Origin of the sequence: Streptomyces sp. NPDC048734 (genome assembly GCF_043198675.1) — a bacterium.
Taxonomy (GTDB): domain Bacteria; phylum Actinomycetota; class Actinomycetes; order Streptomycetales; family Streptomycetaceae; genus Streptomyces.
On sequence record NZ_JBICUZ010000023.1, the window covers coordinates 1 to 26,159 of the forward strand.

The 26,159-nt window shown below is 74.5% G+C and carries 24 protein-coding genes; 19 read left to right on the forward strand and 5 right to left on the reverse strand.

What is annotated here, in order from left to right; all coding sequences use genetic code 11:
- From ACGFQC_RS33955 to ACGFQC_RS33965, 3 genes are all read left to right on the forward strand, one after another.
- On the forward strand, window positions 1-176 hold a 176-nt coding region (locus ACGFQC_RS33955), incomplete at its 5' end, for a carboxyl transferase domain-containing protein (RefSeq protein ID WP_363092576.1).
- 13 nt (window positions 177-189) lie between these two features.
- Window positions 190-807, forward strand: coding sequence for a ScbR family autoregulator-binding transcription factor (locus tag ACGFQC_RS33960; RefSeq protein ID WP_363092506.1), 618 nt, complete (start codon window positions 190-192; stop codon window positions 805-807).
- Window positions 808-1,190: 383 nt separating this feature from the next.
- Complete coding sequence (locus tag ACGFQC_RS33965; protein WP_363092507.1) at window positions 1,191-2,018, forward strand: AfsR/SARP family transcriptional regulator; 828 nt, start codon at window positions 1,191-1,193, stop codon at window positions 2,016-2,018.
- A 179-nt stretch (window positions 2,019-2,197) separates the two neighbouring features.
- Here the strand turns inward: ACGFQC_RS33965 and ACGFQC_RS33970 are convergent, their stop codons facing one another.
- Together ACGFQC_RS33970 and ACGFQC_RS33975 are read right to left on the reverse strand one after the other, a co-directional pair.
- Complete coding sequence (locus ACGFQC_RS33970) at window positions 2,198-3,187, reverse strand: AfsR/SARP family transcriptional regulator (RefSeq protein WP_363092508.1); 990 nt, start codon at window positions 3,185-3,187, stop codon at window positions 2,198-2,200.
- Between the two features lie 163 nt (window positions 3,188-3,350).
- Complete coding sequence (locus ACGFQC_RS33975; RefSeq protein WP_363092509.1) at window positions 3,351-3,647, reverse strand: hypothetical protein; 297 nt, start codon at window positions 3,645-3,647, stop codon at window positions 3,351-3,353.
- Between the two features lie 309 nt (window positions 3,648-3,956).
- Between ACGFQC_RS33975 and ACGFQC_RS33980 the strand changes: the two genes are divergently transcribed.
- Window positions 3,957-4,778: an AfsR/SARP family transcriptional regulator gene (locus ACGFQC_RS33980; protein WP_363092510.1), complete on the forward strand. Its 822-nt coding sequence runs from the start codon at window positions 3,957-3,959 to the stop codon at window positions 4,776-4,778.
- Between the two features lie 31 nt (window positions 4,779-4,809).
- Here ACGFQC_RS33980 and ACGFQC_RS33985 read toward each other — a convergent pair whose 3' ends face one another.
- A complete protein-coding gene (locus ACGFQC_RS33985; protein ID WP_363092511.1) occupies window positions 4,810-5,043 on the reverse strand; it encodes a DUF6059 family protein in 234 nt (77 codons plus the stop codon).
- Between the two features lie 1,162 nt (window positions 5,044-6,205).
- Between ACGFQC_RS33985 and ACGFQC_RS33990 the strand changes: the two genes are divergently transcribed.
- From ACGFQC_RS33990 to ACGFQC_RS34000, 3 genes are all read left to right on the forward strand, one after another.
- On the forward strand, window positions 6,206-7,183 hold the full coding sequence (locus tag ACGFQC_RS33990) for an SRPBCC family protein (protein WP_363092512.1): 978 nt from the start codon (window positions 6,206-6,208) through the stop codon (window positions 7,181-7,183).
- Window positions 7,184-7,274: 91 nt separating this feature from the next.
- On the forward strand, window positions 7,275-9,107 hold the full coding sequence (locus ACGFQC_RS33995; RefSeq protein ID WP_363092513.1) for an acyl-CoA dehydrogenase: 1,833 nt from the start codon (window positions 7,275-7,277) through the stop codon (window positions 9,105-9,107).
- Between the two features lie 120 nt (window positions 9,108-9,227).
- Window positions 9,228-10,187, forward strand: a complete 960-nt coding sequence (locus ACGFQC_RS34000) for a 4'-phosphopantetheinyl transferase superfamily protein (RefSeq protein ID WP_363092514.1) — start codon at window positions 9,228-9,230, stop codon at window positions 10,185-10,187.
- 121 nt (window positions 10,188-10,308) lie between these two features.
- On the opposite strand, the gene ACGFQC_RS34005 is transcribed toward ACGFQC_RS34000, so the two are convergent.
- Window positions 10,309-10,764, reverse strand: coding sequence for a nuclear transport factor 2 family protein (locus ACGFQC_RS34005; protein ID WP_363092515.1), 456 nt, complete (start codon window positions 10,762-10,764; stop codon window positions 10,309-10,311).
- A 219-nt stretch (window positions 10,765-10,983) separates the two neighbouring features.
- On the opposite strand from ACGFQC_RS34005, the gene ACGFQC_RS34010 reads away from it, so the two are divergent.
- From ACGFQC_RS34010 to ACGFQC_RS34045, 8 genes are all read left to right on the forward strand, one after another.
- Entirely contained in the window at window positions 10,984-12,417 is a 1,434-nt protein-coding gene (locus tag ACGFQC_RS34010) for an FAD-dependent monooxygenase (RefSeq protein WP_393289086.1), read from the forward strand.
- 51 nt (window positions 12,418-12,468) lie between these two features.
- The gene (locus tag ACGFQC_RS34015) at window positions 12,469-13,164 is read left to right on the forward strand and encodes an antibiotic biosynthesis monooxygenase (RefSeq protein WP_363092517.1); all 696 of its coding nucleotides are present in this window, start codon (window positions 12,469-12,471) and stop codon (window positions 13,162-13,164) included.
- Window positions 13,165-13,281: 117 nt separating this feature from the next.
- Window positions 13,282-13,611 (forward strand): TcmI family type II polyketide cyclase, encoded by a 330-nt coding sequence (locus ACGFQC_RS34020; protein ID WP_363092518.1) that lies wholly within the window; start codon window positions 13,282-13,284, stop codon window positions 13,609-13,611.
- 101 nt (window positions 13,612-13,712) lie between these two features.
- Window positions 13,713-13,988 (forward strand): acyl carrier protein, encoded by a 276-nt coding sequence (locus ACGFQC_RS34025; protein WP_363092519.1) that lies wholly within the window; start codon window positions 13,713-13,715, stop codon window positions 13,986-13,988.
- Window positions 13,989-14,001: 13 nt separating this feature from the next.
- The gene (gene fabG / locus ACGFQC_RS34030; RefSeq protein WP_363092520.1) at window positions 14,002-14,787 is read left to right on the forward strand and encodes a 3-oxoacyl-ACP reductase FabG; all 786 of its coding nucleotides are present in this window, start codon (window positions 14,002-14,004) and stop codon (window positions 14,785-14,787) included.
- An 81-nt stretch (window positions 14,788-14,868) separates the two neighbouring features.
- Window positions 14,869-15,813, forward strand: a complete 945-nt coding sequence (locus tag ACGFQC_RS34035; RefSeq protein ID WP_363092521.1) for an aromatase/cyclase — start codon at window positions 14,869-14,871, stop codon at window positions 15,811-15,813.
- A 1-nt stretch (window position 15,814) separates the two neighbouring features.
- Window positions 15,815-17,320, forward strand: a complete 1,506-nt coding sequence (locus ACGFQC_RS34040) for an FAD-dependent oxidoreductase (protein WP_363092522.1) — start codon at window positions 15,815-15,817, stop codon at window positions 17,318-17,320.
- 95 nt (window positions 17,321-17,415) lie between these two features.
- Window positions 17,416-18,948 carry an FAD-dependent monooxygenase gene (locus ACGFQC_RS34045; protein WP_363092523.1) on the forward strand — a complete coding sequence of 511 codons (1,533 nt, stop codon included), beginning with the start codon at window positions 17,416-17,418 and terminating at the stop codon, window positions 18,946-18,948.
- Window positions 18,949-19,382: 434 nt separating this feature from the next.
- Here the strand turns inward: ACGFQC_RS34045 and ACGFQC_RS34050 are convergent, their stop codons facing one another.
- Window positions 19,383-20,465 (reverse strand): methyltransferase, encoded by a 1,083-nt coding sequence (locus tag ACGFQC_RS34050; protein ID WP_363092524.1) that lies wholly within the window; start codon window positions 20,463-20,465, stop codon window positions 19,383-19,385.
- Between the two features lie 333 nt (window positions 20,466-20,798).
- Between ACGFQC_RS34050 and ACGFQC_RS34055 the strand changes: the two genes are divergently transcribed.
- Genes ACGFQC_RS34055 through ACGFQC_RS34070 form a run of 4 tightly spaced genes read left to right on the forward strand, consistent with a single transcriptional unit; the run spans window position 20,799 to window position 26,129 of the window.
- On the forward strand, window positions 20,799-21,128 hold the full coding sequence (locus ACGFQC_RS34055) for a 4Fe-4S ferredoxin (protein WP_362038165.1): 330 nt from the start codon (window positions 20,799-20,801) through the stop codon (window positions 21,126-21,128).
- Window positions 21,125-23,173, forward strand: a complete 2,049-nt coding sequence (locus ACGFQC_RS34060) for a hypothetical protein (RefSeq protein WP_363092525.1) — start codon at window positions 21,125-21,127, stop codon at window positions 23,171-23,173. Before ACGFQC_RS34055 ends, ACGFQC_RS34060 begins: the two co-directional genes overlap by 4 nt.
- Before the next feature lie 11 nt (window positions 23,174-23,184).
- Window positions 23,185-24,573: an amidase family protein gene (locus ACGFQC_RS34065; RefSeq protein WP_363092526.1), complete on the forward strand. Its 1,389-nt coding sequence runs from the start codon at window positions 23,185-23,187 to the stop codon at window positions 24,571-24,573.
- Window positions 24,574-24,611: 38 nt separating this feature from the next.
- The gene (locus ACGFQC_RS34070; protein ID WP_363092527.1) at window positions 24,612-26,129 is read left to right on the forward strand and encodes a glutamine synthetase family protein; all 1,518 of its coding nucleotides are present in this window, start codon (window positions 24,612-24,614) and stop codon (window positions 26,127-26,129) included.
- Window positions 26,130-26,159 lie beyond the last annotated feature (30 nt).

A 26,159-nucleotide genomic window follows, 5' to 3' on the forward strand; every position in this document is an offset into this window, starting at 1 on the left:
TGGTCAAGGAGTACAAGTCCGAGCTCATGCACCCCTACTACGCCGCCGAACGCGGCCTGGTCGACGACGTCATCGACCCCGCCGAGACCCGCGAGGTGCTGATCAGGTCCCTGGCGATGCTGCGCACCAAACAGGCCGACCTTCCCTCACGCAAGCACGGCAACCCCCCGCAGTAATGGAGCACCTTGAATGGTCAAACAGGAACGAGCGCTGCGTACCCGCGAGGCTCTGATCGAGTCGGCCGCCACGGTCTTCGACCGGGACGGCTTCAGCGTGGCCTCGCTCACCGCGATCAGCTCGCTGGCCGGAGTGAGCAACGGAGCGCTCCACTTCCACTTCGCGAGCAAGGCCGGCGTGGCCGACGCGGTGGAAGAGGCCGCGTCGGAACGGCTGAGCCGCATCGTCGCGGCGCACGAGGGCGCGGTCGGCAACGCCCTGCAGCTGCTGGTGAACGCCTCGCACGACCTGGCCCGCCGGCTCGGCGAGGACGTGGTGCTGCGCGCGGGCTTCGACCTGAGCCGTGAACAGGTCCACCAGGGCGGGCAGGACCTCTACCGCCAGTGGCACGACTGGGTCGAGGGGGCGCTGAAGCGCGCCGACGGCGAGGGCGTGCTCAACGAGGTCACCCCCGAGCAGGTGACGTCCTCGGTGGTGGCGGCCACCACCGGCTTCGAGGTGCTGGGCGCGCGGGACCCGCACTGGCTCTCGCGCCACACCGTCACCAGGTTCTGGCAGCTGCTGCTGCCCCGGCTGGCCACGCCCGCCGTGCTCGGCGATCTCACGGCGGCCGGCGGCCCGCCCCGGTGACCACCGCCTGACCACCGCCGGCGGGCGGAGGGGCACCGGGATCCGTGGGACGACCCGGAGGGTGCGGGGCCGGGTCCCCGCCTTCCGTTCGCTCCCGCCGGTCCTCCGCCCGCACGCGCGTCCAGAACCTCCGGAGGGCCTCGAAGGCCGTTCCCCCGGGGGCTCTGAGGGCTGTCCGGACCCTGTGCGAACGCGAAGCGGACCCTCCGCCGGCGGCGGTGTGCGCGCCGGGGGGACATCTTCACTTCTCATTGACAAACCGACTGTGCTGTTTTTTACTCGTGCTCAAGCAGAAGCCTTGGCGCACCGTCCAGGCTTCCAAGCGGTGGTCCCCGCGGCATGGACTCATACGCAACCGGCACCGGACAAAGGGGGAGAAGACAGTGGACATCGAAGTTCTGGGCGCGCTGTCGGTAAGCGAGCACGGCATCTCTGTCACACCGACGGCTCCCAAGCCGCGGCAGGTGCTGGCCCTGCTCGCTCTGCACGCGGACCGAGTGGTCCAGGTCTCCTCCCTGATCGAGGAGCTGTGGGACGACGAACCGCCGCGCAGCGCCCGCACCACGCTGCAGACGTACGTGCTGCAACTGCGTGAACTCATCGGTGAGGCGCTGGCCAAGGCAGGCGAGAAGGGCGTCACCGCCAAGGACATCCTCGTCACCCTCCCCGGCGGCTACCGTCTGAACACCCGCGGCGGCCGGGTCGACTTCCGCGAGTTCGAGAAGCAGGCCGGGGCGGGCTACCGGGCCATGGACGCCGACGACTTCTCCGGCGCGGCACGGCGGCTGCGCGAGGCACTGGCCCTGTGGACCGGCCCCGCGCTCGCCGACGTCACCGCCGGCAGCCGGATCGGCCTCGAGGTCAAGCGCCTGGACGAGGCCCGGCTGTGCGCCCTGGACCAGCGCATCGAGGCCGACCTGCGACGCGGCCGCCACCGCGAGCTGCTGTCCGAGCTGACCGTCCTGGTGAACCGGCACCGCATGCACGAGAGCCTGCACGGCCAGTTCATGGTGGCCCTGCACCGGTCCGGGCGGCGCGGTGACGCCCTCAACGTCTACCAGCGGCTGCGCACCACGCTCGTGCGCGAGCTGGGCCTGGAGCCGTCGGCGACGCTCAGCCGGCTGCAGCGCTCCATCCTGATGACCACCCCGGAGACCGTCCCGGCCCGCGACCCGGAGATCACCGGACCGCCCATGGCCCGGGTGGGCTGACCCGCGCCTTGCCCGACCGGGCCGGCCGCCCGGTGCCGAGCGGTCCCGTCACCGGACCCGCGCCGACGCCGCCGACGCCGGCGGGGCCGACAGGTGGTCGAGGCGGCGGATCAGGGCCTCCTGCTCCACGGTGAGGCGCTCCACATGGCGCCGCAGGCGGGCGATCTCGTCGGTGAGGGTCAGGACCGCGGCCTCCTGACAAGGGTCCGGTGCCGGGCAGGGCACAGAGATGACCGGGGCGACTGGGGGACGGCCGCCGGGAACGGATCGGCGGGGCCGGGGAGCGCGAGCGCCGGGTCGTGGTGGAGGATCGCCTCCCTCCGGCCGCGCAGCACCGGACCGGGCTCGACGCCGAGTTCGAGGGCCAGGCGCTTGCGCGCCCGGTCGTGGACGCCGAGGGCCTCCGCCTGTCGGCCGCAGCGGTGCAGGGCCACCATCAGCAGGTCGTAGAAACGTTCCCGCACGGGTGGGGCGCCGGTCAGTTCCTCCAGCTCGCCCGTTGTCCCGGCGTGCCGGCCGGTCCGCAGGCACACGTCGTACAGCGCCTCCGGCACCGTCAGCCGGTTCTCCTCCAGCAGGGCCGCCTCGGCCGCGCAGACGTCTCCGCGCACGCTGCCCTCCAGGGCCCGCCCCCGCCACAGCGACAGCGTCCGGCGCAGCAGGCCGGCGGTGCGTCCGGGATCGCCGACCGCCGCGGCCCGGCCCTCGGCCGCCGGGCGGTTGAAGAGCTCGGCGTCGGCGGTGGCCCCGCCCAGCCGCAGCGCATGACCGAGGGAGCGGGACATGACCCCGTCGTGGTGCGGCTCGCCGGCCGCCCCGGGCACCGTCGGCAACAACCGGCGCAGCCGGGCCACACGGGTCTGCAGGGCGTTCCCCGCGTGCGCCGGAGGATGCCCGCCCCACAGCTCGTCGATGAGCCGGTGGGCGGAGACGATCTGCCCCGCCTTCACCAGGAGCACGCCCAGCAGAGCCCGCTGCTCGGCCCCCGGGGGCCGGATCCGCAGCCCGGCGCGCTCGTCGTGGAACTCGACGGGGCCGAGGACCCGGAACCGCACCCCCTCCACGGCTCCGGGCCCGGCCGTCTCCGGCCCCGTACCGCCGTACCCGCTCACGCCGCCGTACCCGCTCACGCCGTCGCTCTCCGGACCGGGGACCGGAGAGGAGTGCACACCGCATTCCATGGATGGCTCCGTCTGGTGATCCGATTCCGGTCGGCCGGGAAAAGGAAAAAGGGCCCTTCAGTTCCCCCGGCTGTCGGACCATAGACGCCGCACGCGAACGGCGGGTAAAAAAACCGCTCCAGCTCCAGCGGAATTCCGGAGTTCTTCGAGTTCACGTCATGCGGCGTGCGCGGCTCACCGGTGGGCGCCGCCGGCCGCAGGCCGGAATCGCCGTCAGCTCGGGAAATCCGACCTCGATGCCGCGCCGGTGCAAGGCGGAGACCAGTTCCATGAGGGCGATCGAATCCGGGCCCCGGTACGTCGATTCCGTGCCGGGGCCCGGCGCGTCGTGCCCCGCGTGCCGGACGCGGGGGGCGGTCATCAGCCGCAGCAGCTGGTGCGTCAGCGGGTCCGGGCCCGCCGGTCGGCCCTGCCCGCCGTCCCGCCCGGTGCTCTCGGTGGCTTCCATGGCGCGGAAAGCCAACAGCGAGGGTCCGCCCCGCGGAAGACGGCGGGCTCGTTTTTCTCCCGGCGGCCAGGGACGCATCAGGAATATGTCAGTCCGCCCCCGGCGGACGGGACACGACAAGAAGCTCACTCAATGACTCCTCGATTATATTCGAGGGCCGGGTTGCGGCGGGATACGGTGCGCCTCGTACATGCGTCGCGGGAAAGGACGTCCGGTCCCCGCGTGGCGCAATATCGACGAACCTCGGGCACTGATTCGCACGCCGGATCGGAAAACCGACTACAGCCGTCGAGGTACGGGGAGGAAACCATGAAGATTCGTGTTCTTGGTCCACTGAGTGCCGACGTCAACGGGATGTCGATCGTCCCGACGGCCGGGAAGCCGCGCCAGATCCTGGCCCTGCTCGCCCTCTACCCGGGCCGGGTCATGCCCGTGCCCACGCTCATGGAGGAGATCTGGGGCACCGACCTCCCCCAGAGCGCCCTCACCACCCTGCAGACCTACATCCTCCAGCTGCGGCGCCGGCTCGGTACCGCCATGGGACCCGGCGCCCCCGGCGCCGCCAAGGACGTGCTCGCCACCCGGCACGGCGGTTACCTGTTGCAGATACCGGCCGACGCGGTCGACGTCCACGAGTACGAGTGCCTCGTCGCCGAGGGCCAGCAGGCCTTCGAGAAGGGTGACGACGAGCTGGCGGCCCGCACCTACCGCCGGGCGCTGGACCTGTGGCAGGGGCCCGCCCTGGTCGACGTACGCGTCGGCCCGGTGCTGGAGATCGAGGCGATGCGGCTGGAGGAGAGCCGGCTCGTCACCCGGGAGCGCCGCATCGACGCCGACCTCCGGCTCGGCCGGCACGCCGAGGTCACCGCCGAGCTGATGGACCTGACCGCCCGGCACCCCGAGCACGAGGGACTGCACTCGCAGGCCATGGTGGCGCTGTACCGCTCCGGTCGGCAGGCCGCCGCGCTCGACGTCTACCACCGGCTGCGCCGCCGCCTGGTCGACGAGCTGGGCGTGGAACCCTCGCCGCAGTTGCAGCGGCTGCACCAGGCGATGCTCGCCGTCGACCCCCAGCTGGACGTGATGTCCGGTTCCCGGCGCTCCTCCACCTTCGACCTGTACGCGGCCTGACGCCGCGGCGCCGCCGGGCACTCCGGTCCGGTCAGTCCGCGGGGCCCAGCTCCCTCAGCAGGGCGCGCTCCAGCGCGGTCAGGGGCAGGTCCGGACGCAGACGCTCGGGATGGCCCGGCGGTGGTGCGTGAAGCAGCCGGGCGGCATCGGCCCGGGCCGCCTCGCCCGCCATGTGGACGGCGCCGGCGGCCACCAGGCACTGCCAGACGCAGGCCGCCAGGGCGCGGGCGGCCCGCCGCACGCGCCGGGCACCGGAAAACGCCATCAGAACTCCTTCGGGCGGCGGACACCGTTCCCCGTCCGTCAGATTCGGTCCGTGCACTCGTGAACCGCCTGACACGGTCTCGAGCGCGGAGCCGGCGGAAGCGCCGGGGCCGAACAGCGGCCCGGGACCGCCCGGCCGCGTGTGCGCGACCAGCGCGCGGTACTCGGTGCGCACGGTGCCGTCGGCCCGGGGAAGGCCCGGAGCATGCCGACCGGGGGGAGGGGGCGGGCCCGGCGGTGCTTACTTCCGACGCCGGGCGGGCCGCGTGCTGCGCGACCCGCCGCGCTGTCGCCGGACCGCGCGGGAGGTGCCGGGGCGCGCGGGAGGTGCCGGGGCGGCGGTCCCGGATCCGCGAAGAGCAGGTCACGGGTCACGGATCACGGGTCACGAGTCGCGGGTCGCGCAGGCGTGCACCGCCCCGGCCGGGGCCGGGAGAGCGGCAGGCCGCCCCGGACCACGGCCGCCCCGCCGGCACTCGTCGGCAGCCGGTGCCCATCGGCAGCCGGTGCCCATCGGCAGCCACTGCCCTGCCGGGAAGGACGTGCGGCAGAACGCCCCGTCGGTACACCGCCCCGCGGGCAGAACGCCCCGTCGGTACACCGCCCGCTCGGTACACCGCCCCCTCGGTACACCGCCCGTCGGCCCGGCCGAAGCACATCCGACGGGACACAACTCACCCGGAACGGCGGCGGCGACGGGCCGGCGGCAGCCAGGGGTGACGACAACCACGGGCGACCCCACCCAGTAGCGGGCGACCCCAGCAGCGGCAGGAAGGGCCGTCGAAGCCCTCAGTACCCCGCCGGTACCTCCTCCCGTCCTCCCGTCCTCCCCGGCACCCCCTGCATCCCGGCACCCCGGACGTCCGCTGAAGGAAGCGAGGCGGAGCCCCCGTCCTCGCCCGGTCGGCACCCCCTGCTCCCGGCCGGGGCCGCAGGGTCGGCCGGAGCGGTCGGGCCCGGGTCGAGCCGGCGTCGAACGGGGCGCCCCGCGGACGGGCCCGCCGGCGCCGTGCTGGGGATTCGAGCGTCGGTCCAGCGGTGGCCGAGGTGTTCTCCACCCGATCAGGACACAGTCCATGGCGAGCCTGTACGGGCCGGACCGGTCGCGGCGTCCCGTGGCCGGCCCGGCCTTCCGGACGTCCGAGACGAGAGGGGTGTGGTGGATGTACCTCGCGCCTGTGCACCGTATGGCCCAGCACGCGGAGGTGGACGCCCCGGCCGGCGTACTCTACGGCCTGATCGCGGACGCCCTGCGCTGGCCCGTCTTCCTGCCGCCCACGGTCCACGTCGAACAACTGGAGTTCGACGGTGGGTCGGAGCGGCTGCGGATGTGGGTCACCGCCAACGGCGAGATCAGGTCCTGGACCACGCGGCGCGTCCTGGACCCCGTGGCACACCGCGTCGACTTCCGTCAGGAAGTGCTGCCCCGCCCGGTGACCTCCATGGGCGGCAGCTGGACCGTCGAGCCCCGCGGCCCCGGGAAGTCCCTCGTCACCCTGCGCAACGACTTCGCCGTCACCGACAACGTGCGCGCGGACGTCGACTGGGTCAAGCGGGCCACCGCCGCCAACACGCGTGCCGCGCTCGCCAACCTCCGGCAGCTCGCCGAGCGCTGGCACCGCCTGGACGCCCTCGTCCTGTCCTTCGAGGAATCGGTGCGCATCGACGCGGCCGTCGAGCCGGTCTACGACTTCCTGCACCGCTTCGGCGACCGGGCCGACGCCGTGCCCGGTGCCACGAGGATCCACGTGTCCGAGCGCGCCCCCGGGGTGCAGCTGATGACCGTGGAGCTGCCCGGCACCGACGGCACGACGCGGACGACCGAATCGGTGCGGATCGGCTTCCCGCACGCGGGACGCATCGTCTACAAGGACGTCCGGGACACCGAGCAGCCCGCGCTGCTCGCCGCGCGCACGGGGGAGTGGTCGGTCGAACCCGACGCCTGGGGCGCGGGGGTCACCCTCGTCGCGCGTCACCACGCCGTGCTCGACGAGGACGGCGTGCGGGAGCGGTACGGCGACGGGGCCGAGGCGGTGCGCGTCGCGCGGGAGGCGCTGCGCTCACGGCTCGCCCGGCAGAGCGTCGCCGCGCTGCGGCTGGCCAGGGAGCACGCCGAGGGCGCACCCGCCCGCAGGGCCTGAGCCGTGCGGCCGGTCCGGCCGCCGCAACCGTGCTCATCGCGCCGAACGGTCCGTCCGCACTGGCCGGACGGGCCGGAGTTGGAGGTCCCACGTGAACGACAACCTGACCGCGGGCGCCGTCGCGCCCGGGTCCGCGGTACGGCCCACCGCCCCCCGTCCCCCCCGTTCCTCCCGTCCCCTCCGGGTCCCCGGTGACGGTGCCGCACGGGCCCAGTACGTCGAGGACCTGCTCGGTGACCCCTTCGCCGACGACAACCCGCACGGCCAGCGGGCGCTGCTGGCCGCCGACGAGCGACGCGAGGCGCCTGCGGCCACCGAGGACCTGCTCGACCGCTTCGGCCTCGCCGCGGAGTTCGTGCCGAGGTCGCTGGGCGGCCGCCTCGCCGGCGTCGAGGAACTCGCGCAGGTGCTGCGGCCGGTGTTCCGGCGGGACGTGGCGCTCGGCTTCGGCGCCGGGATCACCGCCCTGTTCGCCGCGTCGGTGGTGTGGGCCGCCGGCGACGGGCGGCAGCGCCGGGACACCGCGCGGCGACTGCTCGGCGGCGGCCGCATCACCATCCTGCACCGCGAGTTCGCGCACGCCAACGCGATCCTGCGCGGCGAGTACAGCGCGCGCCCCGCGCCGGGCGGCGGTTACGTCGTGGACGGCCGCAAGGAAGTCGTCATCAACGCCGACCGCGCCGACGCCTTCGTCGCCTACGTGCGCACCGCCCCCGGCGACGGCCCGGACAGCCACTCCGCGTTCCTGCTGGAGACCGACCGGCTCCCGGCGCACGCCGTGCACCGGCTGCCGCGTGCCCGCACCCACGGCATGCGCGGCGCCCACTACGCCGGACTGGACCTCGCCCACTGCCCCGTGCCCGCCGACGCCCTGGTCGGGGAGCTCGGTGAGGGCATCTACCTGTCCCTGCGCACCTTCCAGGTCAGCCGGGCCCTGGTGTCCGGCGGCGCCCTGGTCGGCGGGATGGACAGCGCGCTGCGCTACGCCGTGCGGGCCGTCAGCGAGTCCCGCCGCGGTCTGGTGCTGCGCGGACGCCGCGGACGGGTGCTCGCCGGGGTCTTCGCCGACCTGCTCGCCTGCGACAGCCTCGCCGTCACCGGGCTGCGGCTGCTCGACCTGGCCCCCGAGCACGCTCTTGTCCCCTCGGCCGCCGTCAAGTACGCCGTGTCCGCGCTGCTCCACGAGGACCTCGACGAACTCGCCGCGGTGCTCGGCGCCCGCGGCTACGAACGCGGCCCCGCCTACGGCGGCTTCCAGAAACTCGTGCGCGACCTGCCGGTGGCCGGGCTCGGGCACGCCGGCACCGCCGACACCCAGGCCGTGCTCGTCCCCCACCTGCGCACCCTGGCCCACGCCGCCCGGCGTGGCAAGACCGGGCACGAGGCCCCCGCCGCCTTGTTCATCCCCGGCGGCCGGGGCGCCACGCTCGACTTCCGGCGGCTGGACGCCGAGCCCCGCGACCCGCACCGCGGCTGCGACGGGCTGCTCGCCGCGCTGCTCGGCGCCGCCGCCCGGCTCGACGGCAAGCGCGCCCGCGGCCCGAGGTGGGCGGCGCTCGCCGACCTGGCCCGCGCTTTCGCCGCCGAGGTGCACAGCCTCGCCGAGCGGTGCGCCGCGCTCTCCGGGCGCCCGGAGAGCGCGGCGCCCGCCCCGGCCGCGTACGTCCTCGTCGACCGGTACTGCCTGCTGCTCGCCGCCGCCTCCTGCCTCGCCGTCTGCGAGAACGCCACCCCCGGTACCCCGGACGGCGCCCTGCTCGCCGAACCCGACTGGGCGCTGCTGGCCCTGACCCGGTTCGGCCGCCGCCTCGGCCTGGAGGTGCCCGAACCGCCGGACGGCGTCGCGCAGGACCTCGCCGCCGGGCTCGTGGACCGGTACCGGCGCGGGCGGAGCTTCGACCTGTACGGAATGCGGCTCGCGTGACACCCCACCTCGACAGACGTGACACCACACCTCGACAGAAACGATTCGGCTCCGCAGGGGACGGCCCGGGAGCCCCAGGAGAGCGGCGGGCCGGAAGGGCCACGGAAGGAGGCGAACGCCGTGCACCACGGTGAGCCCACGGACGTGCGCGGCGGCGGCCGCGTCACGGACGACATCGACGCCCGCGACACCGCCGGCGTCCTCGCCACCCTGCACCGCCTGAGTGCCCTCGGCGCCGTCGCCACCGCGCGGGGCTCCGCCGTCGCCCCGCCCGTGCACATCCCGCGCCCCGACGGTTCCTGGCTGCGGGTCCGGGAGAACCTCCTGGACCGCGGGGCCACGGTGGCGTACGCGACCTGGACCGAGTGGCTGCCCGCGGTGCTCACCACACCGCGCCTCAGGCCGCTGCTCGGCCGCGACTGGAACCGCTACGACAACACCCACGACCCCGCGGTCCGCTGCCGGTTCGCCGCCTCCCGGCTGCTCATCAAGTACACCGCCGCGGCCGCGCTCGGCATCGGACCCGAGGACATCGACATCGCCTACCGGCTCGGCGGCCGTCCGTACCTGCGCGGACTCGACCAGGTGGAGGTGGGTCTGACGCACACCGGGGAGCTGATGGCCGTGGGCATCAGCCGGATGGGCCGGATGGGCCTGGACGCCGAGCGCGCGGACCGCCGCTTCGACCTCGACCTGATGCGGCGCGGGATGTGCACCCCGGCCGAGGCGACGGAGCTCGACGCGCTGCCCGCGGACCAGCGGGCGGCGTGCCTGCTGCGCCTGTGGACGCTGAAGGAGGCCTACACCAAGGCGCTCGGGCAGGGCATGCGCCTGCCCTTCACCGAGTTCGGCTTCGGCCTCGCCCTCGGCGGCCTGTGCACCCCCGACGGCACCGCGGCCCTCGGCGACGAGTGGGCGTTCGCCACGCACCCGGTGCTCGGCCGCTACCTCGTCAGCGCGGCCTGCCACGACGCCGGGCTCGACCCGGCCGGGGACACCTCGGTCGGCACCATGCTGGACCGGCGGCTGCTCACGGCGATGACACCGCCCGGGCAGGACGCCCCGACGGTGGACATCTGAGCCCGCGCCGGAACCCGGCGGGTGGTGCGGCTTCGTGCGGCCGGGCGGGTGGTGCGGCAGGCGGTGCCGGGCCCGGCGGCGGGGTGCCTGGCCCGGCACCGCGGGCCGGCACCCCGCCGGCTCAGGCCCGGTGCGGAGGCTCTCCCTCGGTGAAGAGCACCCGGAACGACAGCTCGCCCATCCGCCACCCGGCCGGGGTCCTGCGGGCCTCGCCGGAGGCGAGCGTGCCCGCGCGGAACAGCGGCGGCCCGTCACCGCCGGGACGGTGGACGTGCGTGGTCAGCACGTTGGCGCGGAACACGGCCCGGTCGCCCTCGACGGTCACCACCGGCGGCGAGCCCAGGTGCTGGGTCCGGACGAACGCCGCGAGGGAGGCGCGGTGCCACTCGGCGAGCCCGGCGCACCCCGCGTGGCGGCTCATCGGGAAGGTGACGACCGCGTCCTCGGTGAACAGGCTCCGGGCCCAGGCGTCGTCGAGTTCCCCGTCGTCGAGCGCGATCAGGTAACGGCCCAGCAGGTCCCCGACCAGAGCGGCGTCGGCGGCCGGGACCGAGGCGGCGAGATGGTTGGAAGTCACCGCCCGAGCATGGTGCCCGGCGCGCTCGCGGGACCAGGTTCCTGCCGAAGATCTGACATTGCCGACAGAGTTCTGTAATGGATTGCATGAAGCCTGTACCGCATTCTCTTTACCGTCCTCCCGTGGCCCGGCAATACTCGTCAAACACCAGTCGGGAGAGGGCAGATGAATACCTTTGACGCGGACGTGATCGTAGTCGGAGCAGGTCCCACCGGACTCATGCTCGCAGGTGAGTTGAGTCTCAATGGAGTCTCCGCCCTGGTCGTCGACCGGCTTGCCGAGCCCATCAGGGAATCCCGTGCCCTCGGCTTTTCCGCGCGCACGATCGAGGAATTCGCCCAGCGCGGACTCATTTCCCGGCTCGGTGACGTCGACGTCATTCCCTTCGGTCATTTCGGCGGTGTGCCGCTCGACTACCGTGCCCTTCCGGGCGGTTCCTACGGCGCCCGCGGCATCCCCCAGTCGCGGACCGAGGCCATGCTCGCCGGCTGGATCGCCGAGCGCGGCGTCGAGGTGCGCCGCGGCACCGAGGTCACCGGCGTCGAGCAGGACGACGACGGGGTCACCGTCCGCGTCGCCACCGGGGACGGCACCGGCGCGCTGCGCGCCCGCTACGTCGTCGGCTGCGACGGCGCCCGCAGCGTGGTGCGCACCAGCGCCGGCATCGACTTCCCCGGCACCGCGCCCACCGTCGAGCTGCGCTTCGCCGACATCACCGGCGTACAGCTGCGTCCGCGGTTCAGCGGGGAGCCGGTGCCCGGCGGCATGGTCATGGTGCTGCCGCTCGGCCCGGACCGCAGCCGCGTCATCTACTACGACCGTGCCCAGCCGCTGCGCACCGGTCCGGGCCCGATCACCTTCGAGGAGGTCGCCGAGGCCTTCCAGCGCCTGTCCGGCGAGGACATCAGCGGCGCCACGCCGCTGTGGGTCTCCTCCACCACCGACGTCAGCCGGCAGGCCGCCGAGTACCGCAGCGGCCGCGTCTTCGTCGCCGGTGACGCCGCCCACATCCACCTGCCGATCGGCGCCCAGGGCATGAGCGCCGGCATCCAGGACGCCGTCAACCTCGGCTGGAAGCTCGCCCTCGACATCAAGGGCCACGCCCCCGAGGGACTGCTCGACACCTACCACGCCGAGCGCCACCCGGTCGGCGCCCGCATCCTCGCCAACACCCTCGCCCAGCGCACCCTCTACCTCGGCGGTGACGAAGTCGACCCGCTGCGCCAGGTGTTCGCCGAGCTGGTGCGGCACGAGGAGGTGCAGCGCCACCTGGTGGGCATGGTCACCGGGCTCGACATCCGCCACGACGTCGGCGGCGACGGCCACCCGCTGCTCGGCCGCCGCCTGGCGGACCGGCAGGTCACCCGCGACGGCGTCAAGCAGAGCGTCCTCACCCTCCTCGAGTCCGGGCGCGGTCTGCTGCTCGACCTGGCCGGCAGCGCCGAACTGCGCGCCGCGGCCCGGGGGTGGTCCGACCGGGTCGACACCGTCACCGTCCAGGGTCCCGAGGACGAGGACGGCCCGGCCGCCCTCCTGGTCCGCCCCGACGGCTACGTCGCCTGGGTCGGCGGCCCGGACGGCGGCCCCGGCGCCGGGACGAGCGGCATGCCGCTCACCGACGCGCTCGGCCGCTGGTTCGGCCCGGCCCACTGACCGGGGCCCGCCCCCACCGCACGTCACATCCCTCGAGGAAGCGAAGGAACCATGCCGATCATCTCCACCGAGGACAACTACCTGACCGTCCTCAACCTGTTCACGACCGACACCCCCGAGCACCAGGACCAGCTGCTCACCGAGATGGGCAAGATCGTCGACGCGGCGGCCTACGAGGGGTGGATCTCCTCCACCGTGCACGCCGGGCAGGACAGCCCCGGCACCGCCAACCTGATCCAGTGGCGCAGCGGCGAGGACCTCCAGAAGCGGTACTCCGGCGAGGAGTTCAAGCACCGCACGCTGCCCGTCTTCCGGGAGATCACCACGGCGATCCGGCTGCTGCAGAACGAGATCGTCTTCACCCAGACCCACCCCGCCCTCGGCGGCCGCGTCGAGGTCTCGCCGGACCGCGACGACTACACCGCCATCGAGGTCCACCGGGTCGGCGAGGCCGACCAGGCCGATCTGATCAAGCTCCTGGGCGAGGACCGGCACTGGCTGGTGGACGTTCCCGGCTACCGCTCGCACTGCGTCTTCAAGGGCCTGCGCGCCATGTTCGTCGAGGGCGCCTTCGTCGTCGTGTACTCGCAGTGGGACAGCAAGGAGAGCTACGACGCCTTCCGCGGCCTGCCCGACGAGCGCAAGCCGGAGCCCCGCCGCGCCAACGACGAGCGCGTCGCCGAGCTGACGGTCGAGAGCGACGCCAACACCTACCGCGTGGTGCACACCCGCGCCGCGGGCGAGTAACCCCCGCGCCCCCCACCGGGCGGGCACCCGGCAGCCCGCCCGGCCCCCGGCGACCGGGCCGACGGCGCGGATCCGCCCTCCGCGACACACCGCACCCCTGCCAAGGAGCGAGAACCTATGCACAGCACGCTGATCGTGGCCCGCATGGCGCCCGGTTCGAGCGCGGACGTCGCCAGGCTGTTCGCCGAGTTCGACGCCACGGACATGCCGCACCGCATGGGCACCCGGCGGCGCCAGCTGTTCGCCTTCAACGGTCTGTACTTCCACCTGCAGGACTTCGACGAGGACAACGGCGGCGAGCTGATCCAGGGCGCCAAGGACGACCCGCGCTTCGTGAGGATCAGCGACGACCTGAAGCCGTTCATCGACCCCTACGACCCCGCGACCTGGCGTTCCCCGGCCGACGCCATGGCACAGCGCTTCTACCGGTGGGAGGCGTCCGCCTGAGCCGGCGGCGCGCCGCCCCGCCGGCACACCGGGCCGCTGTGCCCGCGACCCACGAAACAGATCAGCTGGGGCCCCGGCCCCGAGACCGAAGGAAGTACCCCATGGCCAGCACCCAGTTCACCCTCGACGACCTCAGGCGGATCCTCCTCGAGGCCGCGGGCGCCGACGAGAACGTCGACCTCGCCGGAGACATCCTGGACACCTCGTTCGAGGTGCTCGGGTACGAGTCCATCGCCCTGCTGGAGACCGGCGGCCGCATCGAGCGCGAGTACGGCATCGTCCTGGACGACGACGACCTCAGCGAAGAGCTCACGCCGCGTGACCTGATCGACGCCGTCAACGCCCAGCTGGCCCCGGCCGGCGCCCGGGCCGCCTGAGGGGAGCACACCCATGTCCGACACCACCGGGAGGGTCGCCCTCGTCACCGGGGCGACCAGCGGCATCGGCCTGGAGGTCGCCCGCCTGCTGGCCCGCCAGGGCCACCGGGTCTTCATCGGCGCACGCGACGCCGACAACGTCGAACGCACCGCCAAGGCACTGCGCGAGGACGGCCTGGACGTCGACGGCCGGCAGCTCGACGTCCGCGACGCCGACTCCGTCAGGGAGTTCGTGCGCGGCGCCGTCGCCGCGTTCGGCACCGTCGACGTGCTCGTCAACAACGCCGGGCGCTCCGGCGGCGGCCCCACCGCGGACATCACCGACGAGCTGTGGGACGACGTCATCGAGACCAACCTCAACAGCGTCTTCCGGATGACCCGCGAGGTGCTGACCACCGGCGGCATGCGGGCCAAGGACCGCGGCCGGATCATCAACATCGCCTCCACCGCGGGCAAGCAGGGCGTCGTCCTGGGCGCCCCCTACTCGGCCTCCAAGCACGGCGTCGTCGGCTTCACCAAGGCGCTCGGCAACGAACTGGCCCCGACCGGCATCACCGTCAACGCCGTCTGCCCCGGCTACGTCGAGACACCGATGGCCCAGCGGGTGCGGCAGGGCTACGCGTCGGCCTACGACACGACCGAGGACGAGATCCTCAAGAAGTTCCAGGCCAAGATCCCGCTCGGCCGCTACGCCACCCCCCAGGAGGTCGCCGGCCTGGTCGGCTACCTGGCCTCCGACACCGCCGCGTCCATCACGTCCCAGGCCCTCAACGTCTGCGGCGGTCTCGGCAACTTCTAGTGCCCCCACGGACGACGTCCGTCCCGCCGGAGCCCCGCTCCCCGCCCTCCGCACCGCCGGTACCACCGAGGAGAAGCCGTCATGACGACTCGTGAGGTCGAGCACGAGATCACCATCAGCGCGCCCGCCGCCGCCGTCTACCGCCTCCTCGCCGAGGTGACCAACTGGCCGCGGATCTTCCCGCCCACCATCTACGTCGACCGGGAGGAGACCGGCACGCACGAGGAGCGCATCCGCATCTGGGCCACCGCCAACGGCGAGCCCAAGACCTGGACCTCGCGCCGCACCCTCGACCCCGGGGCCCTGCGCATCACCTTCCGCCAGGAGGTGCCGGCGCCGCCGGTCGCCGCCATGGGCGGAACCTGGATCGTCGAGCCCCTGGACGAGGGCGCCTCCCGCGTCCGGCTCCTGCACGACTACCGGGCCGTCGACGACGACCCGCACGACCTGCTGTGGATCGAGCGGGCCGTGGACCGCAACAGCACCAGCGAACTCGCCGCGCTGAAGGAGAACGTCGAGCGGGCCCACGCCGCCGAGACGCGGGAGCTGACCTTCTCCTTCACCGACACCGTGCGGATCGAGGGCTCGGCCAAGGACGCCTTCGCCTTCGTCAACGAGGCGGGGCTGTGGCCCGAGCGGCTTCCGCACGTGGCCCGCGTCCGCTTCACCGAGGACACCCCCGGCCTGCAGGAGCTGGAGATGGACACCCGCGCCAAGGACGGCTCGACGCACACCACCAAGTCCTACCGGGTCGTCCTCGGCCACCACCGCATCGCCTACAAGCAGGTCACCCTGCCGGCGCTGATGACCCTGCACACCGGGGTGTGGACCTTCGAGGAGACCGAGGACTCGGGCGCGACGGCCAGCTCCCAGCACACCGTCACCCTCAACACCGCGAACATCGCCAGGATCCTCGGCCCCGAGGCCACCGTCGCCGACGCCCGCGCCTACGTGCAGGGCGCGCTGAGCACCAACAGCCTCGCCACCCTCGGCCACGCCAAGGAGTACGCGGAGCGGAACCGCTGACATGGCCGCCGCCCCGCACCCGGACGACCGGACGCCGCGCACCGGGCCCGCGGAGACGATCGACACCCAGGTGATCGTCGTCGGCGCGGGCCCCGTCGGCCTGCTCCTCGCCGGTGAACTGGCCCTGCGCGGCATCCGGGTGACGCTCGTCGAGCGGCGCCACGGCCCGACCACGGAGTCCCGCGCCTCCACGCTGCACGCCCGCACCATGGAGCTGCTCGACAGCCGCGGCCTGCTCGCGGACCTCGGCAACCCGCCGTGCGAGCCGCGCGGCCACTTCGGCGGCATCCCCCTCGACCTGACACTGCCCGGCCCCTACCCCGGCCAGTGGAAGGTCCCGCAGACCAGGACCGAGTCCGTCCTGGAGGAGTGGGCCCTCGGCCTGGGCGCCGACCTCAGGTGCGGGCACACCCTGCACGCCGTGGACGACCGCGGCTCCCACGTCGAGGCCGCCGCCACCGGCCGCCACGGCGGCCGCGTCACGCTGCGCGCCGACTACCTCGTCGCCTGCGACGGCCAGGACTCCACCGTGCGCGCCCTGACGGGTGCCGGCTTCCCCGGCACCCCGGCCGCCCGGGAACTGCTGCGCGCCGACGTCGAAGGCCTCGACATCCCCGGCCGGCGCTTCGAGCGGCTCCCCGGCGGATTCGCCGTCGCCGCCCGCAACCCGGCGGGCGTCACCCGGGTGATGGTCCACGAGTTCGGCGCCGCGGTCCGCGAACGCGCCGGCGAACCGCACTACGACGAGGTCGCCGCCGCGTGGAAGCGGGTGACCGGCGAGGACATCACCGGCGGCACGCCGCTGTGGGTCAACCGCTTCGACGACGAGAACCGGTGCCTGACCCGCTACCGGCACGGCCGGGTGCTGTTCGCCGGAGACGCCGCCCACCGCCAGATGCCCATCGGAGGCCAGGCCCTCAACCTCGGCCTCCAGGACGCCTACAACCTCGGCTGGAAGCTCGCCGCCGCCGTCGACGGCACCGCCCCCGCAGGCCTCCTGGACAGCTACGACACCGAACGCGCCGCGGTGGGCGCGGCCGTCCTCGGCAACATCCGCGCCCAGGCGCTGCTGCTCCTGGGCGGCCCCGAGGTCGAGCCGCTGCGCACGGTCCTGGCCGAACTCGTCACGCACGAGGACGCCCGCGCCCGCCTCGCCGGAATGATCAGCGGCCTCGACGTCCGGTACGACGTCGGCGGTCCCGAGCACCCGCTGCGCGGGGCCCGCCTGCCGCACGTCGGCCTGCGCACCGGCGCGATCGTCTGCACCGCGGCCGACCTGCTGCGCTCCGGACGCGGGCTGCTCCTGGGACTGGGCGGCCCCCCGCCGCGCGTCGACGCCGCCCCCGCCGACCGCATCGACACGGTCACCGCCGAGGCGGTGACCGGCTCGCCGCTCGACGCCGCGTCCGCCGTCCTGGTCCGGCCCGACGGCCACGTCGCCTGGGCGGGCGGACCGGACGGAGACGGCCTCGCCGAGGCCGTCGGACGCTGGTTCGGGTCCCCCTGACACGCCGCTCCCGGCCCGCGCGGCCCGCTCCGGCTTCGCCACCCCCCCGCCCCCACCGAGCACGGACCACCGATGACTGAGAGGGATCCCACGACATGCAGGACACCACGATGGACGCCGACGTCATCGTCGTAGGCGCAGGTCCGACCGGACTGATGCTCGCGGGCGAACTCCGCCTGGGCGGGGCCGAGGTGATCGTGCTCGACAAGCTGGCCGAGCCCACCGGCCAGTCCCGCGGTCTCGGCTTCACCGCCCGCGCCATGGAGGTGTTCGACCAGCGCGGGATCCTCCCCCGCTTCGGGCAGGGCGAGAGCCTGGAGGTCAGCCCCGTCGGCCACTTCGGCGGCGTCCAGTTCGACTTCACCGCCCTGGAGGGCGCCCACTTCGGCGCCCGCGGCATCCCGCAGAGCCAGACCGAGGCGGTCCTCGCCGGGTGGGCCGCCGACCTCGGCGCCGAGATCCGCCGCGGACACGAGGTCCTCGCCCTCGCCGACGGCTTCCTCCACGACGACCACGCCGAGATCACCGTCGGCACCCCGGACGGCGTACGGCGCATGCGCGCCCGCTACCTGGTCGGCTGCGACGGCGGCAAGAGCACGGTGCGCAAGCTCGCCGGGATCGGCTTCCCCGGCACCGAGGCGACCCGCGCCATGTTCCTCGCCGACATCACCGGCCTCGACCTCAAGCCCCGCTACCTCGGCGAGACCCTGCCCAACGGCATGGTGATGGCCGCCCCCCTCAAGGAGGGCGTGCACCGCATCATCGTCTGCCCGCACGGCGCCGCCGCCCGCAGCGCCGACGACACCGTCACCTTCGAGGAGGTCGCCAAGGCGTGGGAGCACATCACCGGCGAGGACATCAGCGGCGGCGGCGCCGAGTGGGTCAGCTTCTTCAGCGACGCCACCCGCCAGGCCGCCGAGTACCGGCGCGGCCGGGTGCTGCTCGCCGGTGACGCCGCCCACATCCACCTGCCCGCCGGCGGCCAGGGCCTGAGCACCGGCGTGCAGGACGCCGCCAACCTCGGCTGGAAGCTCGCCGCCGTCGTCACCGGCCGCGCCGGCGACGCCCTCCTCGACACCTACCACGCCGAGCGCCACCCGGTGGGCCGCCGCCTGCTGATGAACACCCGCGCCCAGGGCATGGTCTTCCTCGGCGGCGACCGGGCCGAACCGCTGCGCAGGATCATCACCGAACTCACCGGCCACGACACGGTCCGCCGCCACCTGGCGGGCGTCGTCTCCCACCTCGACATCCGCTACGACCTCGGCGAGGAGGGCGCCGCGGACGACGGCGACGCCGCCCACCCGCTGCTCGGACGCCGCCTGCCCAGGATCCCGTTGACCGGACCCGACGGGGGGACCGACACCTTCCGGCTGCTGCACGCCGGCCGCGGTGTGCTGCTCGACCTCGGCGACGACGCCCGCGTGCGCGAGGCCGCGGCGGCCTGGTCCGGCCGCGTCGACGTCGTCACGGCCACCGCCTCCCCGTCCGACCGCGGCGCGGTCCTCGCGGGCGCCGAGGCGGTGCTGGTCCGCCCCGACGGCCACGTCGCCTGGACCGGATCCGGTGGCACCGGCGGCCTCGGCACCGCCCTCGCCCGCTGGTTCGGCGCACCCGCCGGGGACTGACGGCGAGGAGGGCGGGGAAGCCGTTCACCGTGGCGTGGATCTCCGCCGCGCAGACGTCGGGAGCCCCGCGCTTGCTGCGGCCGGCCTCCCGGTTGTCGTGGGCGAGTTGCAGGATGCGGCGCCGGAGCGGGGAGAGTCCGCGTCCCCATGAGTTCCTCCTGATCGGTTGTGCGGACCGTAGGCGGCCTTTCACGGAAAGTTGCGGATGAGGGGGCCCGTCGGGCGGGGAGGTCGTCCGCGTACGGGCCGCACAGCGCCTTTAGGGGGCATCTGGGCGGCCCGCACCGGTCCGGGCGGGCCCGCACTGGTGTCAGAACGGGGCTGCGGCGGTCTGGCCTGGCGCGTCCCTCCGCGTCGCGCCAGGCCAGGTACTCCGCGCCGGGAGGACCGACCCGCAGGCCCTCCTCCTCGCCGCCCGGACCACCGGGCGGCCGCTACCGGACGCTCGCCTCCACCACCGAGATCGCCCCCGCGGTCTCCACCACCCGCTCCAGCCGGAAGCCCGCCTCGGCCAGCAGGTCGGCGTACTGCCCGGCCGTGCGCTCCCTGCCGCCCACGAGCAGCATCAGCCACAGGTCGACCAGCTTCGAGGCGTGCGCGGCGTTCGGCTTGGACGGCACGACCATCTCCATCAGCAGCAGCCGCCCGCCCGGCCGCATCGCGGCCCGGACGTTGCGCAGGATCTGCAGGGCCTGCTCCTCGGGCCAGTCGTGCACGATGTGCTTGAGGACGTAGGCGTCCCCGCCCTCGGGCACCGGCCCGAACAGGTCGGCGGCCACCACCTCGCACCGGTCGGCGACCTGCTGCTCGGCCAGGTACTCCGCCGCACCGTTGTCGTCCACCCGCGGGTCGGCGAGGATCCCCCGCACGCCCGGCGACTTCCGCAGGATGCCCGCGAGCAGTTCGCCGCGCCCGGCGCAGAAGTCCACGACCGTGCCGAACCGGGAGAAGTCGTACGCGGCCAGGACCGGCTCGGTCTCGGTGGCGGACATGGCGCCCATGCCCTTCATGAACACCTCGCCGTACTCCGGCTTGGCCTCGAGGAACTCGAAGGCCGTCATGCCGCGCAGCTTCGGCAGGCTCGGCTCCCCGGAGCGCACCGCGTCGACGAAGTGCGACCAGTCCTCCCAGTGGATCGGGTGCCCCATGAGCACCGCGATGCCGCGCATCGACATCGGCGCGTCCTCCAGCAGCGCCTCCGCCATCGGGGTCAGTTCGAAGCCGCCGTCCTTGCGCTCGGCGAAGACGCCGTTCGAGGCGAGCAGCCGCAGCAGCCGGTGCAGTGTCTCCGGGTGGGCGCCGACCCGCTCGGCGAGCCGCGCGACGGGCAGCGGGCCGTCGCGGAGCGCCTCGGCCACGCGCAGTTCCGCGGCGGCGTAGATCGCCTGGCTGAGCATGGCGCCCTGCACCATCTCGAGCAGCGAGAACGGTGCGGGGGCCAGCTTGCGCACCAGCCTCTGCAGACCGGTACGCACGCCTTCGACGGCTCGGACGACACGGGCGGGCGGCAGCGGCATGGGTTCCTCCGTGGTGGGCGGCGGGCGGCCGGGTGGTCCGCCCGCGGCGGACAGGTCGGCGCGCCCGCGGCCGGCGACCGCCGGGCGCGCCCCGGACACCGAGGGTCCGGTGGCGCGGACGGGCCGCGCTCGCGGACGGCTGGAGCCACGCCCGTGCCGAGCGGGACGGGGCTGTCGGCGGGAAGGGGACGGCCGCGGGCGGCGTCCGCCGGGGCCCGCGGGGCTCCAGTTGGTCCCCACCCGCGCTCCGGGGGCAGTCGAGACAGCCCGGTGACGATGGGCACCGTCCGTCTCGGCCGTGGCCGAGAAGAGTCCCGGAGGGGGCCCGATCCCGTGAAGAAGCTTGCCTCGTCTGCCGCGCTGTCGGAGCGCGCCGATCGCATCGCCCGACGCTCGCGCGCCGACAACTGGAAGAAGCCGCCGCGGCGCATCGAACCGTCCGAGTGCATCACCTGCGACAGCTGCCTGCGCGGCTGCCCCGCGGAGTTCGGCGCGGTCTTCGACCGCGGCCTGGACGTGGTCATCGTCCCCGAGCTCTGCTCGGGCTGTCCCGCCTGCGTCCTGGAGTGCCCGGTCGACTGCATCTACGTCGACGAGGACTGGACCCCCACCGACGACGCGATGTGGAACCACATCGAGCTCACCGCCGAGAGTGCCGCATGAAGGATCCCGCAGGACGCCAGGAGTCCCGCCGCGCCGCACACGCGAGGAAGCGGATCAGCCGCCGTCCCAGCCGGCTCGGCCTCCCCGCCGGGAGCACGCTCGCACCGGACCGCGTCCGCGAACCGGACGCCGGGTTCCCCGGACTGCTCCAGCGCGTCTGGCGGCGCGCGGCCGAGGCCGGGGACCTGCGGTCGGGTCTCGACGTGCTGCTCACCCTCGACGGGCACGTCCCCGGAGACATCCAGCTGCGGGCCCTGAACTCCGCCGAGCAGGCCGCCCTCATCGCGCTGTGCGGACTCGACTGGCGCGATGAGGGCGGCGGCGCCGAGGTGTCCGCCGACGCGGCCGGGACCCGGGCGGCAACGACCGCGGAACCCGGCGCCGAACCCGGTGAACCCGCCGAACCCGGTGAACCCGCCGAACCCGGTGAACCCGGTGGGCCCTCCGAACCGCCCGCCTTCCGCGGCGAGATCGGCCTCACCACCAGCGGCCGCATCGCCGTGCGCACCCCCGGTGCCCGCCCCCTCGACCCCCGCGACCTGGTCGGCGGTGTCCGCCGCGTGCCGTGGAGCCGCGCCGTCCTCGCCGTCTACCGGCGTGAACTGGACCGCGCCCGCGAGCGGCGCGCCGCCTCCGCCGCCGACTGCCGCGCCTGGCTCGCCGGGCAGGGCCCCGAGGGCCGCGACGCGCTGGTCGCCCAGGCCAGGGAGGCGGCCCTGCGCACCGCCCCGTTCGTCCTCTACCAGGAGGACACGCAGTACACGAACTTCCGCGGCCGCAACACCCTGACCGGCAAGACCCTGTGGCCCGGTCACCCCGACTGCGCCCTCAGCGCCCTGCACGGCCTGCCGCTCGACCTCTGGTCGGACCAGGACACCCAGCTGGTCGTCTGCCTCACGCTGCTCATCCGCTCGGCCGGCTTCGGCCGGGTCGAGGAGGCCAACGGCACCCAGCTGACCGTCGACCACGTCGCGCACACGCTGGAGCGGGTGCGCCGCGCCTACAACGCCGTACCCGTGCCCGGGTCCGAGCCGGTGCCCGCCGCCGCCTCCCACCGCGTCGCCGACCTCGACCGGCTCGCCGTCGCACTGCGCGAACGCCGGCGGTCGGTGGGCCGCGGCGCCCAGTTGTACCGCGAGATCCACGGCGCGCTGATGCACAAGGTGGAGCGCGTGGCCGCCGCTCCCGGCCCCGCCGCCCGGGCCCGCCAGGACGCCGTCGCCGAGCACCTGCGCGCGCGGCTGCCGCTGACCGGCGGCACGCTCGCCGACCTCGGCCGGGACCTGGCCGCCGCGCCCGGCTGGCTCGCCCGGCCGCACGGCGCCTTCGGCACCGGCCTGGAGTCCCTGGTGTACGAGAGCGTGGCCGCGACCGTCACGGCCTTCGACGCCGACTTCGCGATGAGCCGCGGCATGCGCTCCCTGCCCGGCCTGGTACGCGCGCTGCGCGGCGAGAACTGGGCGGAGATCTGCGACTGGGACATCACCCACTTCTTCTGCTGTGTGGTGCCGCGCCCGCAGGCCGCCGCCCACTTCGGCGGCTCCGAGGCCGCGCTCGCCGACGCCGCCTGGGCGATGTCCTCGCGGATGCAGTACAACTCCTGGCACTTCGTGGCCGGCAACCTGCCGCGGGTGCCCGAGGTGGCGGCCCGCGACCACTTCGTGCCGCCCGTCATCCCGGACCTCGCGTTCTTCTCGGACCAGCACCACCACGGGCACGTCAACAACAACGTGCGGTTCTCCCTCCGCTCCCCGCAGGCCGTCGAGGTCGACGGACGCCGGTTCGACGGCTTCATGGACCTCAGGCTGCTGCGCTGCGCCGGTGACCCGTTCGGCGAGCAGGACCTGCTCGCCGCGCACCAGGTGTCGGCCTTCGTCGCCCGCGCCACCTCGCTCGCCGCCGGGCTGGTCGCCGCCGGGTCCGAGCTGGAGGTCACCGCGTTCGACTCCGGCTGGCACTGGACGGCCGTCACGGGCCGGCAGCCCACGGGCCGGCAGCCCACGGGCCCGGACTCCCTGGCCGGCCAGATCCGCCGAGCGTCCTGAAGGGGAGAACGATGACCGCCCGCGGCGTCAGCCACACCAGGGAACTCCTGCGGCGGGGCGAACTGTCCGCCGTCGAGCACACGACCGCCGTCCTGACCGCCGCCCGCGAGCGGGACACGCTCGACGCGTACGTCGCCGTCGCGGGCGAGGAGGCGCTGCGCGCGGCGGAGCGCGCCGACGCGCGGATCCGCGAACTCGGCGCCGACGCCTGGCGGACCCTGCCGCTGCTCGGCGTCACCGTCTCCGTGAAGGACCTGCTGCAGACCCGCGACCTGCCCACCGTCCGCGGCTCGCTGCTGCCCAACCACCGCCCCCGCGAGGACGCCCCGGCCGTGGCCCGGCTGCGCGCCGCCGGCGCCGTCGTCGTCGGCAAGACCGCCACCTCCGAGTACGGCTGGAGCGCCTCCACGCTCAGCCGCGTCGCCCCGCCCACCCGCAACCCCCACGACCCGCGCCTGACCGCGGGCGGCTCGAGCGGCGGCGCCGCCGCCGCGGTGGCCGCGGGCCTGTGCGACGGCGCCCTGGGCACCGACGGCGCCGGATCGATCCGGATCCCGGCGGCGTTCTGCGGCGTCGTCGGCTACAAGCCCACCCTGGGCCGCATCCCGTACGTCCCCAACAGCGCCGACCGGCTCGCCCACCAGGGCCCCCTCGCCCGCACCGTCGCCGACGCGGCGCTGCTCGGGCAGGTCATGGCGGGCCCGCACCCGGCCGACCCCGACTCCGGCCTCGGCTCCCTCGACGCGCCGCGCGCCGACCGGGTGCTCAGGATCGGCTGGATCGAGTACGACGGCACCGCCGACGAGGTCCGCCGGGTCGCCGGACAGGCCCGCCTGGCCCTGCTGGGCCAGGGCCACCTGGTCGAGGACGTCGAGGTGCGCTGCGACCGCCTGTACCCCGCGCTCGTCGACCTCCTCGCCGCCTCCGAGGCGGCCGGGGCCCGCCCCGAGGACGACGAGTGGGCCGACCCCGGCCGCCTCGAGGTGATCCGCTACGGGCGCACCCTCGGCGGCGCCGACGTGATCCGCGCCGAGGAGGTCCGCCAGGGCCTGCGCGCCACCCTGCGCACCGTCATGGACCACTACGACGTCCTCGCCATGGCCACCGTGCCCGTCGAGCCGTTCGCCGCCGACGCCGTCGGCCCGCCCTGGGCGGCCGACCCGCGGGACCTGCGGTGGCTGGCCTGGGCTCCCGCCTCGTACCCCTTCAACATGACCGGCCAGCCGGCCCTGTCGCTGCCCGCCGGACTCACCCGCTCCGGCCTGCCCGTGGGCCTGCAACTGGTCGGCCCCGTCGGCGGGGACGACCTGGTCCTCTCGCTCGCCGGGCGCCTGGAGTCGGACCTCGGCACACCGGTGCCGCCCACCGCGCGGGCCCTGGAGCCCGCGGCCGCCCGGTGACCCACGCCCCACCCCACCCCCGTGGAAAGGACGTTCCCGTGTACGTCAGGTCATGGTCCTCGCCCGCCGCGGAGGGCAGTGTCGGGCGGCCCTCCTTCGTGGCCGATCACGGGCTGTGGGACGAAGCCCGCACCGCAGCCGCCGAGCGGATCGAGGCGAGCCTCGCCGACTTCGACCTCGTCCGCCTCGTCTTCGGCGACCCGCACGGACTGGCCCGCTCCAAGACCCTCACCGCCGAGGCGTTCCGCGCCGTGCTGCGCAACGGCATGAACTTCAGCCCCGGCCCGTTCGTCTTCGACACCGGGCACGCCGTCGCCGTCGACTTCCTCGGCGACCACGGCATCGGCGTCGACGAGATCGCCGGCGCCGGGAACTTCATCCTCGTCCCCGACCCGCTCACCTTCCAGGCGCTGCCCGGCGGCGACGCCCGCACCGCCTGGGTGATCGGCGACGAGTACCTGCGCGACGGCAGCCCGCACCCGCTGTCCTCACGGGCCGTGCTGCGCCGCGTCGTCGACCGGTACACCGAGCACGGCCTCGCCCCCGTCCTCGGCCTGGAGGTCGAGTGGTACCTCACCCGGCGCCTCGACGACGAGCCCGGCAACACCGGCAACGGCTTCGGCCTCCAGGGCCGGGCGCCGCGCGTGGCGGCCCTGAACGCCGGCTACCAGTTCAACCTCGACGCCCACTACGACACCGTCGCCCCCCTGACCGACCCGCTCGCCCTGCACCTGCTCGCCCTCGGCCTGCCCCTGCGGTCGATGGAGCACGAGTCCGGCCCCGGGCAGGTCGAGACGACGTTCAGCCCGATGTCCGCGCTGGACACCGCCGACGCGATGCTGCTCTTCCGCACGGTCGCCAAGAGCTGGTGCGCCCGCCGCGGCCACCACGCCTCCTTCATGTCGCAGCCGCTCCTCGACGCCGCCGACCCCAGCGGCTGGCACCTCAACCAGTCGGTCACGGACCTCGCCTCGGGCGGCAACCTGTTCGGCACCGAGGGCCCCTCCGGCGGACTGTCCCCGCAGGGCAAGGCGTACGCCGAGGGACTGCTGTCCTGGGCGCGCGAGCTGTTCCCGCTCTCGGTGCCCACCGTCAACGGCTACCGGCGGCTCGCCGCCGAGCACGCCCTCGCGCCCACCCGGCTCGGCTGGAGCCAGGAGGACCGCAGCGCGATGCTCCGCGTCGTCGGCCACGGCGCCGGGGCGCACATCGAGAACCGGATCGGCGAGCCGTGCGCCAACCCGTACCTGAACATCGCCGCGCAGCTGTTCGCGGGACTGGAGGGCCTGACCGCCGGGGCGGCGCCCGCGGACGCGGCAGCCGCCGCGTCCGCGGGCGCCGAAGCCGCCGGCCTGGTGCCGCAGCAGCTGCGCGAGGCCCTCGACGCCTTCCGCGCCGGCCGCGCCGCCCGGCTGCTCGGCGAGCCGCTCGCCGCCTGCCTCGTCAAGCTCAAGGAGAGCGAGCTGCGCCGCTACGAGGCCTGGTGCGTGCAGGCGGCGCCCGCCCCCGGGCAGGTCACCGAGTGGGAGCAGCGCGAGTACTTCGGTGCCTACTGACCTGCGTCGAGCCCCTCTCCCCTGCCGCTC